The 11,460-nt window shown below is 56.9% G+C and carries 10 protein-coding genes; 6 read left to right on the forward strand and 4 right to left on the reverse strand.

The window, feature by feature from the left end; all coding sequences use genetic code 11:
* Window positions 1–53: 53 nt before the first annotated feature.
* Genes fhuC through fhuB form a run of 3 tightly spaced genes read left to right on the forward strand, consistent with a single transcriptional unit; the run spans window position 54 to window position 3,717 of the window.
* A complete protein-coding gene (gene fhuC / locus AC07RN_RS12795; protein ID WP_478336524.1) occupies window positions 54–851 on the forward strand; it encodes a Fe3+-hydroxamate ABC transporter ATP-binding protein FhuC in 798 nt (265 codons plus the stop codon).
* A complete protein-coding gene (gene fhuD, locus AC07RN_RS12800; RefSeq protein ID WP_478336525.1) occupies window positions 851–1,738 on the forward strand; it encodes a Fe(3+)-hydroxamate ABC transporter substrate-binding protein FhuD in 888 nt (295 codons plus the stop codon). The genes fhuC and fhuD overlap by 1 nt, the downstream gene beginning before the upstream one ends.
* Window positions 1,735–3,717 (forward strand): Fe(3+)-hydroxamate ABC transporter permease FhuB, encoded by a 1,983-nt coding sequence (fhuB, locus tag AC07RN_RS12805; protein WP_478336526.1) that lies wholly within the window; start codon window positions 1,735–1,737, stop codon window positions 3,715–3,717. The genes fhuD and fhuB overlap by 4 nt, the downstream gene beginning before the upstream one ends.
* Before the next feature lie 402 nt (window positions 3,718–4,119).
* Here the strand turns inward: fhuB and hemL are convergent, their stop codons facing one another.
* Window positions 4,120–5,400, reverse strand: a complete 1,281-nt coding sequence (hemL, locus tag AC07RN_RS12810) for a glutamate-1-semialdehyde 2,1-aminomutase (RefSeq protein WP_133631655.1) — start codon at window positions 5,398–5,400, stop codon at window positions 4,120–4,122.
* 178 nt (window positions 5,401–5,578) lie between these two features.
* Between hemL and clcA the strand changes: the two genes are divergently transcribed.
* The gene (gene clcA, locus AC07RN_RS12815) at window positions 5,579–6,979 is read left to right on the forward strand and encodes a H(+)/Cl(-) exchange transporter ClcA (protein ID WP_407437083.1); all 1,401 of its coding nucleotides are present in this window, start codon (window positions 5,579–5,581) and stop codon (window positions 6,977–6,979) included.
* Between the two features lie 79 nt (window positions 6,980–7,058).
* Window positions 7,059–7,403, forward strand: coding sequence for an iron-sulfur cluster insertion protein ErpA (erpA, locus tag AC07RN_RS12820; protein ID WP_012016104.1), 345 nt, complete (start codon window positions 7,059–7,061; stop codon window positions 7,401–7,403).
* Window positions 7,404–7,709: 306 nt separating this feature from the next.
* On the opposite strand, the gene AC07RN_RS12825 is transcribed toward erpA, so the two are convergent.
* Genes AC07RN_RS12825 through mtnN form a run of 3 tightly spaced genes read right to left on the reverse strand, consistent with a single transcriptional unit; the run spans window position 7,710 to window position 9,852 of the window.
* The gene (locus tag AC07RN_RS12825) at window positions 7,710–8,333 is read right to left on the reverse strand and encodes a TRIC cation channel family protein (RefSeq protein ID WP_012016105.1); all 624 of its coding nucleotides are present in this window, start codon (window positions 8,331–8,333) and stop codon (window positions 7,710–7,712) included.
* Between the two features lie 30 nt (window positions 8,334–8,363).
* Entirely contained in the window at window positions 8,364–9,161 is a 798-nt protein-coding gene (btuF, locus tag AC07RN_RS12830) for a vitamin B12 ABC transporter substrate-binding protein BtuF (protein ID WP_478336527.1), read from the reverse strand.
* Window positions 9,154–9,852, reverse strand: a complete 699-nt coding sequence (mtnN, locus tag AC07RN_RS12835; RefSeq protein ID WP_407437085.1) for a 5'-methylthioadenosine/S-adenosylhomocysteine nucleosidase — start codon at window positions 9,850–9,852, stop codon at window positions 9,154–9,156. The genes btuF and mtnN overlap by 8 nt, the downstream gene beginning before the upstream one ends.
* Before the next feature lie 82 nt (window positions 9,853–9,934).
* Between mtnN and dgt the strand changes: the two genes are divergently transcribed.
* Window positions 9,935–11,449 carry a dGTPase gene (gene dgt, locus AC07RN_RS12840; protein WP_478336528.1) on the forward strand — a complete coding sequence of 505 codons (1,515 nt, stop codon included), beginning with the start codon at window positions 9,935–9,937 and terminating at the stop codon, window positions 11,447–11,449.
* Window positions 11,450–11,460 lie beyond the last annotated feature (11 nt).

Consider the following 11,460-nt stretch of genomic DNA (forward strand, 5'->3'; position numbering starts at 1 on the left):
TCTCTCTTCGGGCACGGTTCGCCGTGCCCTTTAACACGTTGACGTTGGCCACAATGCAGGATAAAAACTCGCAATCCGATACCACCTTTACGCTCGATAACACCTCCTTCCGCGTACCCGGACGCACCTTGCTGCATCCGCTCTCCCTGACGTTCCCTGTTGGCAAAGTGACTGGTCTTATTGGCCACAACGGTTCGGGTAAATCCACATTGCTTAAAATGCTGGGTCGACATCAGCCGCCGTCAGAGGGGGATATCCTGCTTGATGGACAGCCGCTCGACAGCTGGAACAGCAAGGCGTTTGCCCGCAAAGTGGCCTATCTGCCGCAGCAACTGCCGCAGGCCGAAGGGATGACCGTGCGCGAGCTGGTGGCGATTGGGCGTTATCCATGGCACGGTGCGCTCGGGCGTTTCGGCGTGGCTGACAGAGAAAAAGTGGAAGAGGCGATCACGCTCGTGGGCTTAAAACCGCTGGCGCATCGTCTGGTTGATAGTTTGTCCGGCGGCGAGCGTCAGCGCGCGTGGCTCGCAATGCTGGTGGCGCAGGACAGCAACTGTCTGCTGCTCGATGAACCGACTTCTGCGCTGGATATTGCCCATCAGGTGGATGTCCTGGCGTTAATCCATCGCCTCAGCCAGCAAAAAGGCCTGACGGTGATTGCGGTTCTGCATGATATCAATATGGCCGCGCGCTACTGCGACTATCTGGTGGCGCTGCGCGGCGGGGAAATGATCGCCCAGGGCACGCCATCTGAACTGATGCGCAGCGAAACCCTGGAGCTGATTTACGGCATTCCGATGGGTATTCTGCCGCATCCGGCAGGCGCTGCACCGGTGAGCTTTGTGTACTGATGCGGGATCCTATGATAAGTCGCCGTCGCTTACTGACGGCCATGGCGCTTTCGCCACTGCTGCTGAAAATGGGCACCGCTCACGCCGCCGCCATCAACCCGCACCGAATCGTGGCGCTGGAGTGGCTACCGGTTGAACTGCTGCTGGCCCTGGGCATCACGCCGTACGGCGTAGCGGACATCCCCAATTACAATCTGTGGGTCAACGAGCCGAAAATTCCGGACTCGGTGATCGATATCGGCTTGCGAACCGAACCTAATCTTGAACTGCTGACCCAGATGAAACCCTCTTATTTGGTCTGGTCCGCGGGCTACGGTCCGTCTCCTGATACGCTGGCACGCATCGCGCCGGGCCGCGGTTTCGCGTTCAGCGACGGTAAAAAACCGCTGACCATGGCGCGTCACTCCCTGTCTGAAATGGCTCAGCTTCTGGATTTAGAGGCGGCGGCGAAAGCGCATCTCGATCATTTCGACAGCACTATCGACGCCTTAAAACCGCGCTTTGCCAGTCGTGGCGATCGGCCGCTACTGATGGTCACGCTGCTGGATGCGCGGCATATGCTGGTGTTTGGCAAAAACTGCCTGTTCCAGGAAGTGCTCGATCGTTACGGGATCCCGAATGCGTGGGAAGGCGAGATGACCTTCTGGGGCAGTACCGCGATCGGCATCGATCGCCTGGCGCAGTTCCGCGATGTAGACGTGCTCTGTTTTGATCATGGTAATGAGCGTGAAATGCAAACCCTGATGGCGACGCCGCTGTGGCAGGCCATGCCGTTTGTGCGCGAGCAGCGTTTCGAGCGTGCGCCAGCGGTGTGGTTCTACGGTGCGACGCTCTCTGCGATGCACTTCGCCCGCGTACTTGACGCCGCGCTCGGAGGCAAAGCATGAAATCGCGTTTCGCTCTTTTCCCTGCGATCCTGCTGAGCGTCGTCTTCATCGTCGCGCTGCTTCTGACCTGGTCAAATATGTCGATTGCGCTGCCGCGCGGGCAGTGGGGGCAGGCGATTTCCGTTCCGGATATCGACAATATCCAGCAGATGATTTTCCACTACAGCCTGCTGCCGCGGCTGGCGATTTCGTTGCTGGTCGGCGCAGGTCTGGGTCTTGTCGGCGTGCTTTTCCAGCAGGTATTACGCAATCCGCTGGCCGAGCCGACCACGCTTGGCGTCGCCACCGGCGCACAGCTTGGGATCACGATCACCACGCTGTGGGCGCTGCCTGGCGCGTTAACCAGTCAGTTTGCCGCGCTGGCGGGCGCGTGCATTGTGGGTGCGCTGGTATTTGGGGTCGCCTGGGGTAAACGTCTCTCTCCGGTTACGCTGATTCTGGCAGGCCTGGTGGTAAGTCTGTACTGCGGGGCGATCAATCAGCTGCTGGTGCTGTTCCATCATGACGAGCTGCAAAGCATGTTCCTCTGGAGCACCGGAACGCTGACGCAAACCGACTGGAGCATCGTGCAACGCCTGTGGCCACAGCTGCTCGGCGGCGTGCTGCTGACCTTGCTGCTGCTGCGTCCGCTGACGCTGATGGGGCTGGATGACGGCGTGGCGCGCAATCTCGGCCTGGCGCTGTCGCTGGCTCGTCTGGGGGCCCTGACGCTGGCGATTGTGATCAGTGCGCTGCTGGTCAACGCCGTCGGGATTATCGGCTTTATCGGGCTGTTTGCGCCGCTGCTGGCGAAAATGCTCGGCGCGCGCCGATTGCTGGCGCGACTGATACTGGCTCCGATGATTGGGGCGCTGATCCTCTGGCTTTCTGACCAAATTATTCTTTGGCTGGCACGTGTCTGGATGGAAGTTTCGACCGGGTCCGTCACGGCGCTGATTGGTGCGCCGCTTCTGCTCTGGCTGCTGCCGCGTCTTCGCAGCATGAGCGCACCGGCGATGGATGCCGGGGACAAAGTTCATGCCGAGCGCCAGCACATCCTGTGGTTTTCTCTGGCGGGTGTCGGCGTGCTGATTCTCGTCTGCTGGTTGGCACTGTCTCTGGGACGCGATGCCAGCGGCTGGCATTGGGCAAGCGGTTCACTGCTCAACGAACTGGCGCAGTGGCGCTGGCCGCGCATCTCCTCCGCGCTGATTGCGGGCGTCATGCTGGCCGTTGCAGGCTGTATTATTCAGCGTTTAACCGGCAACCCGATGGCGAGCCCGGAAGTGCTGGGGATCAGCTCCGGCGCGGCGTTTGGCGTGGTGTTGATGCTGTTCTTTGTGCCGGGCGATGCCTTTGGCTGGCTGATGCCAGCGGGCAGTCTCGGTGCGGCGGCGACGCTTTTCATTATCATGATCGCGGCGGGGCGCGGCGGTTTTTCGCCGCATCGCATGCTGCTGGCGGGGATGGCGCTGAGTACCGCGTTTACCATGCTGCTGATGATGCTGCAGGCCAGCGGCGATCCGCGCATGGCACAGATCCTGACGTGGATTTCAGGTTCGACGTATAACGCCACGGGCGCTCAGGTGGTTCATTCCGGCGTGGCGATGCTGTTGCTGCTGGCGGTGACGCCGCTCTGCCGTCGCTGGATGACCATTTTGCCGCTGGGCGGTGAAACCGCGCGTGCCGTGGGCGTCGCGCTGACGCCATCACGCGTGGAGCTACTGTTGCTGGCGGCCTGTCTGACGGCAGTCGCAACCATGACAATCGGTCCGTTGAGCTTTATTGGCCTGATGGCACCGCATATTGCGCGCATGATGGGCTTCCGTCGTACGATGCCGTTTATCGTGATGTCGGCGCTAACGGGGGGGATGATGCTGGTGATAGCGGACTGGCTGGGCAGAATGGTGCTGTTCCCGTATCAGATTCCCGCAGGGCTGCTATCGACCTTTATCGGCGCGCCGTACTTTATTTATCTGTTGAGAAAGCAGAGTCGGTAATAAAAGCAAACGGCAACCTCAGGGTTGCCGTTTTAGTCTTTGCGCCCTCTCCCTGTCTGCCATGTCTCCGGACCGTACAGTGGGAGAGGGTCAGGGTGAGGGCATCAGGCCGCACACGGTAAAAGCAAAACGGTCACAACCGTGACCGTTTTTAGTGTTTGCGCCCTCTCCCGGTGGGTGTTCGGTTCGGGGCGAGGGCATCAGGCCGCACACGGTAAAAGCAAAACGGTCACAACCGTGACCGTTTTTAGTGTTGGCGCCCTCTCCCGTGGGAGAGGGTTGGGGTGAGGGCATCAAGCCGCACAGGGTAAAAGCAAACGGCAACCTCTGGGTTGCCGTTTTGGTCTTTGCGCCCTCTCCCGTGGGAGAGGGTTGGGGTGAGGGCATCAGGCCGCACACGACTTAAAGCTTCGCAAACACCTTACGCGCTGCGTCGATGGTTTTGTTGATGTCTTCCACGCTGTGCGCCACGGACATAAAGCCCGCTTCGAACGCGGACGGCGCCAGATACACACCTTCTTCCAGCATCAGATGGAAGAAGCGCTTGAAGCGCTCAACGTCGCACTTCACCACGTCCTGATAGCAGGTCACGGTTTTGGCATCGGTGAAGAAGATCCCGAACATGCCGCCAACGTGGTTCACCACCAGCGGAACACCCGTTTCTTCCGCAGCTTCCAGCAGGCCGTTGGCCAGTTGGGTGGTCAGATCGGTCAGGGTTTCGTGAATGCCAGGCTGCGCCACTTCGGTCAGACAGGCAAAACCGGCGGCCATGGCGATGGGGTTACCAGACAGCGTACCTGCCTGATAAACCGGACCGGTCGGTGCCAGCGCTTCCATCACATCTTTACGTCCACCAAATGCGCCCACCGGCATACCGCCGCCGATGATTTTGCCAAGGCAAGTCAGGTCAGGCACCACATCGTAATAAGACTGTGCACCCGCCAGCGCGACGCGGAAACCGGTCATCACTTCGTCGATAATCAGCAGCGCGCCGAATTCGTCACACAGCGCACGCAGGCCCGGGAGGAAATCGGGTTGTGGCGGAATACAGTTCATGTTGCCCGCGACGGGCTCAACGATGATGCAGGCTACTTCTTGCGGATATTGCTCAAACGCCGCGCGCACGGTGTCGAGATCGTTATAGGTGCAGGTGAGCGTGTGCTTCGCAAAATCCGCCGGGACGCCCGGCGAGTTCGGCTGGCCGAGCGTCAGAGCACCAGAACCGGCTTTGACCAGCAGACAGTCAGCGTGGCCGTGATAGCAGCCTTCAAACTTGATAATTTTATCGCGTCCGGTAAAACCACGCGCCAGACGGATGGCGCTCATGGTCGCCTCCGTACCGGAGTTCACCATGCGCACCATATCCATGGTCGGGACCAGTTCCGTCACCAGTTCCGCCATTTTGACTTCCATTTCGGTAGGCGCCCCAAAACTTAACCCGCGCTGCGCGGCTTCAATCACTGCGTTGCGGATGGTGGGGTGGTTGTGGCCGAGCACCATCGGACCCCAGGAACCGACATAATCGATATAGGCTTTGCCATCGACATCGTACAGAAACGCGCCGTCTGCACGTTCAATAAACAGCGGCGTTCCCCCGACGCCGGTAAAGGCGCGAACGGGAGAGTTTACGCCGCCCGGGATAAGCTCACGTGCTGCGCTGTACAGGTTTTCAGACTTGCTCATAGCGTGTTCCTGGTTCGTAGAAAAAGGGTAAGCCAGCTATTCTAAGTGATTCGCGGATGGTTATAAAATTTTTGCCCAAATGATACAGAACAAACGTTAAGGATTTTTCAGGCGACGTGCGGTGTCAGGCGCATTAAAATCCCCTCAAATATTTGTATGATCAATATAAGAATTGGTGATGACAGCAAACAATTCCTCATTTGAAGAACAGCAATTGGCTCGCGTGCGCCGCCGGATAAGCGTCCGACGCCTGCTCAATCGTGACAAAACGCCGCTGATGATCCTGATTATGGCGGCGGTCGTCGGCACGCTCGCGGGGCTGGTGGGTATTGCGTTCGAGAAAGCCGTTAACGTCATACTTAACTGGCGTATCGGCACGTTGGCGGCGACAGCGGATCACCCGTGGCTGGTGTGGCCGCTGGCTTTTGGATTGTCGGCGCTGCTGGCGATGGTGGGCTATTTTCTGGTGCGGAAATTTGCGCCGGAAGCGGGCGGCTCCGGAATCCCGGAAATCGAGGGCGCGCTGGAAGAGCTGCGCCCGGTTCGCTGGTGGCGGGTTATCCCGGTCAAATTCCTTGGCGGGATGGGCACCCTCGGCGCGGGAATGGTGCTGGGTCGCGAAGGCCCAACGGTGCAACTGGGCGGCAATATCGGGCGCATGGTGGCGGATATTTTCCGTATGCGCAGCGGCGAAGCGCAGCACACGCTGCTTGCGACGGGGGCCGCCGCGGGTCTTTCCGCCGCGTTTAACGCGCCGCTGGCCGGGATCTTGTTTATTATCGAAGAGATGCGCCCGCAGTTTCGCTACAACCTTATCTCGATCAAAGCGGTCTTCACGGGCGTGATCATGTCGAGCATCGTGTTTCGCATTTTCAACGGCGAAGGCGCAGTGATTGAGGTGGGGAAATTCACCAATGCGCCAGTCAACACGCTTTGGCTGTATCTGATCCTGGGCATGATTTTTGGCGTTGTCGGACCGCTATTTAACACGCTGATTCTGCGCACTCAGGATCTGTTCCAGCGTATTCACGGCGGCAATATGACAAAGTGGGTGCTGGTGGGCGGACTGCTCGGCGGGATGTGCGGCGTGTTGGGCGTTATCGAACCCGAGACGTCTGGCGGCGGATTCAGTTTGATCCCCATCGCGGCGGCGGGGAATTTCAGCATCGGGATGCTGCTATTTCTGTTTTTCACTCGCGTGATCACCACGCTACTGTGCTTTTCGTCTGGTGCACCGGGCGGGATTTTCGCGCCTATGCTGGCATTAGGGACGCTGCTCGGTACGGCGTTTGGCATGGCGGCGGCAGTGGGTTTCCCGGCGTATCATCTTGAAGCGGGTACGTTTGCCATTGCCGGAATGGGGGCGCTGCTGGCCGCGTCATTGCGGGCACCGTTGACCGGAATTTTGCTGGTTCTGGAAATGACGGACAATTATCAGCTCATTTTGCCAATGATCATTACCTGCCTCGGCGCGACACTATTAGCCCAATTCCTGGGCGGAAAGCCGCTATACTCCACGATTCTTGCCCGCACCCTGGCGAAGCAGGAGGCAGAGCTTGCCGTGAAGCAGAATACTTGAATGAATTACCAGGGTATTAGATAATGAAAATATGAATTGGGTGATTTTTACTCAATAGCAGTATTCATGGGAGCAAAAAATGAGTGATGACGTAGCGCTGCCGTTGCAATTTACTGAAGCAGCAGCCAAAAAAGTGAAAGTCCTGATTGCCGATGAAAATAATCCGGAGCTGAAACTGCGAGTTTATATTACTGGCGGCGGTTGCAGTGGCTTCCAGTACGGTTTTACCTTTGACGATCAGATCAACGATGGGGATATGACCATCGAGAAGCAGGGCGTTGCGCTGGTTGTTGACCCAATGAGCCTGCAATATCTGGTGGGCGGCGCGGTGGATTACACCGAAGGGCTGGAAGGTTCACGCTTTGTGGTGACGAACCCGAACGCGAAAAGTACCTGCGGCTGCGGTTCTTCCTTCAGCATCTAATGGTTTTGCTTCGGGGTGCGGTCTGATGCCCTCACCCCGACCCTCTCCAACGGGAGAGGGAGAAACACGAAAAGCGGTCTGAAACTCTAACTCTCTCCCACAGGGCGAGGGAGAAACACGAAAAGCGGTCTGAAACTCTAACTCTCTCCCACAGGGCGAGGGAGAAACACGAAAAGCGGTCTGAAACTCTAACTCTCTCCCACGGGAGAGGGAGAAACACGAAAAGCGGTCTGATACTCTAACTCTCTCCCACGGGAGAGAGAGAGAAAATATTAAAAATGGCAACCGTGGGTTGCCGTTTTGCTTTTACCTTCCATTCTCATCGAGCGCAAACGTCGGCAATTTTAAGTGCCAGCGTATCGCCGCCAGACGAATCGCCAACGTTACCACCATGCCGATCATCGCCGCGGTTTCGAGCTCAACGCCAAAGGTATAAAACGCCGTGGCGTGGACGATCCCGCCGATAATACAGGCCGTGGCGTAGATTTCGGTGCGCAGAATCATCGGCACTTCACGCGCCAGGATATCGCGGATAATCCCTCCACCGACGCCCGTCAATACGCCCATACAAATTGCGACCATTGGACCCGTACCCGCCATAAATGCCTTATTAACACCAATACCGACAAACACCGCCAATCCGACGGCATCCAGTACCGGGAGGATCCATTTGGGTAAACGGCGAGGCTGACGCACCAGCACGATGGTTAGCAGACAGGTGACCATCGCCACCACCAGGTCGGTGGGATCTCTCACCCAAAACACCGGGCCGTGATCGAGCGCCATATCACGGATCGTTCCACCGCCTACCGCCGTTACCACACCGAGCACCAGCACGCCAAACGGGTCCATGCGCAGTTTGCCTGCAAGCAACACGCCAGAGATAGCAAAGACGGCGGTGCCAAGGATATCCAGCCAATAAACGAGCATCGTCGAGTCCTAAAATGACCAGGGGCTAAATTAATGGCTCTGCGACAACGCAGAGCAGAGTTGTTTTGCGGCGAGGATAATACGCGGGCTTGCGCGTTCAAACCAGTCACTGTGAAGGGCGATAACCGGGATTTTTAGCTGACTTTGCCAGAATTGTGCAATTTTAGGGATCTCGCTCGCATTGCCTGCCACGACGATGGCCTGCGGATGACGCGCCAGCACCTGTTCACGGCTCACCTGCGGCCAGGGAACGCGGCTCGCTGCAAAGATATTTTCACCGCCACACACTTCCAGTACCTGATTTTGAATCGAGCCTTTTCCGGTGGTGAACAGCGGCTGATTGCCAAACTGGAGGAACACGCGTTTTTTGACGGGCGTGTCATAGCGGGCTTTCAGAGCCGCATACTCTTTGAGCAACTGTTGCGCGGCCTGTTTGGCTTTTTGAGGTGTCGGGCTGTAAGGCGCAAGATCCTGTAGCGCCTGAGCGACCTGCTCAATGCTGATGGCATCAATCCACATCACCTTTATGCCAAGTGAAGTGAGTTGATTGACCTGCCGCTCTGCGTTTCCGCCGCGCCATGCGAGGACCAGATCCGGCTTCAGCGCGACGATGCGTTCAAGATTCATGCCTTGCCAGGTGGAGATCTGCTCGAGTTTTTTCGCTTCGGGGGGATAGTCAGAAAAACTGCTGACCGCAACGGGTGTTATCCCCGCGGCAAAAGCCAGTTCAGTATTGGCAGGGGAGAGGGTAATCACACGCGGCGCGGCCAGAAGCCACGCCGGTGAGAGCAGACACAGGGCGACCAGCGCCCCTAAAAACTTAGCCACGCGCCAGTTTCTGCACCAGGGTTTCGACCATAATCGTGGACTGCTTAGCAGCAACGGCCAGGAACTCGTCAAAGCTCAGATGAGACTGTTGATCGGCCACGTCAGAGATGGCGCGAACGACGACGAACGGTACGCTGAAGTTATGGCAGACGTGCGCAATGGCCGTCGCTTCCATTTCCACTGCAATGGCATTTGGGAAGTTGTGACGTATTTTCGCCAGGCCCACGGAGCCGTTGATGAAAGCGTCGCCGCTGACAATCAGGCCGCGTACGGCGTTCAGGTTCAGTTCCGCAATGCAGCTTTCAGCGGCGGCAATTAGTTTGTCGTCGGCTTTAAAACCGGCCGGGCAGCCCGGAAGCTGGCCGTATTCGTAGCCAAACGCGGTCACATCGGCGTCGTGATAACGTGCTTCATCAGAAACCACGATGTCACCCACTTTCAGGGACGGAGCCAGACCGCCTGCAGAACCGGTGTTGATGATCACGTCAGGTTTGCAGCGCTCAAGCAGCAGCGTCGCCCCCAGCGCGGCAGCGACTTTACCGATGCCTGATTTCAGCAGAGCCACGTCAGTCCCGTTCAGTTGGCCGGTATAGATTTCACAGCCGCCCAGAGACAGAGTCTGACAGTTCTCAATTTTGTCACGCAGCAGCGTAACTTCTTCTTCCATTGCACCAATAATGCCGATTTTCATAGATTTACTCGCGATGTGCCTTGTTAAGATGCATAGTCTATCATGCGCTTAAGGGGAAACGCATTCTCACGCGGGGGAGCACATGGCACCAATCGATTTTCGCAACAAAATTAACTGGCATCGTCGATTCCGATCCCCACAGGGGAGCAAGAGCGAGCATGAGATCCTGCGGATCTTCGAAAGCGATCGTGGGCGCATCATTAACTCTCCTGCCATCCGCCGCTTACAGCAAAAAACCCAGGTGTTCCCGCTCGAGCGTAATGCTGCCGTCCGCACGCGTCTGACCCATTCCATGGAAGTTCAGCAGGTGGGGCGGTATATCGCCAAAGAAATTTTAAGCCGCCTTAAAGAACAGCGCCTGCTGGAAACGTACGGTCTGGATGAGTTGACCGGCCCGTTCGAGAGCATCGTTGAGATGGCGTGTCTGATGCACGATATCGGCAACCCGCCGTTTGGTCACTTTGGCGAGGCGGCGATCAACGACTGGTTTAAACAGCGTTTGTTCCCGTTGGACGCTGCCAGCCAGCCGTTAAGCGACGATCGCTGCATCGTCCGGGATTTACGGTTGCGCGAGGGCGAAGAGCCACTAAACGATCTGCGGCGCAAAGTGCGTCAGGATCTGTGTCAGTTTGAAGGCAATGCGCAGGGGATCAGGCTGGTGCACTCCCTGATGCGGATGAACCTGACCTGGGCGCAGGTGGGTTGCATCCTGAAATACACCCGTCCGGCATGGTGGATGGGGGAACCGCCCGCGTCTCACAGTTATTTAATGAAAAAGCCCGGCTATTATTTGTCTGAAGAGGCCTATATTGAACGACTGCGTAAGGAACTTTCACTGACGCCTCACGGCCGTTTTCCATTGACCTGGATTATGGAAGCTGCCGATGACATTTCCTATTGCGTGGCCGATCTGGAAGACGCCGTAGAGAAAAGAATATTCAGCGTCGAGGAACTTTATCAGCATCTTTATGATGCCTGGGGCACCCACGAAAAAGGTTCATTGTTTTCTCAGGTGGTGGAAAACGCCTGGGATAAATCGCGTTCAAATACCCTCAGTCGTAGCACCGAAGATCAGTTCTTTATGTATTTGCGCGTTAACACGTTAAATAAACTGGTGCCGTATTCCGCTGCGCGTTTTATCGACAATCTGCCCGATATTTTCTCTGGCGACTTTAATCATGCGTTGCTTGAGGACGACAGCAGTTTCAGTCAACTGCTTGAGTTGTATAAGAATGTCGCTATCCGCCATGTGTTTAGCCACCCGGATGTGGAACAGCTGGAATTACAAGGCTACCGGGTGATCAGCGGTCTGCTGGATATTTATCAGCCGCTGCTGAAATTATCTGTAGAGGAATTTACTGAACTGGTCGAAACAGATCGCGTGAAACGCCTGCCGATTGAAACGCGGCTATTACATAAACTCTCTACCCGCCATCGTCTTGCCTATGTCGAGGCCGTGAGTAAAATTGATCGCACCACTGCACAGTGGCCAGTGATGGAATATTATTATCGCTGTCGGCTTATTCAGGACTATATCAGCGGAATGACAGATTTGTATGCATGGGATGAATACCGTCGTCTGATGGCTGTGGAATAACTGATGAGTTT

This window comes from Lelliottia sp. GFLA7 (assembly GCF_056490165.1).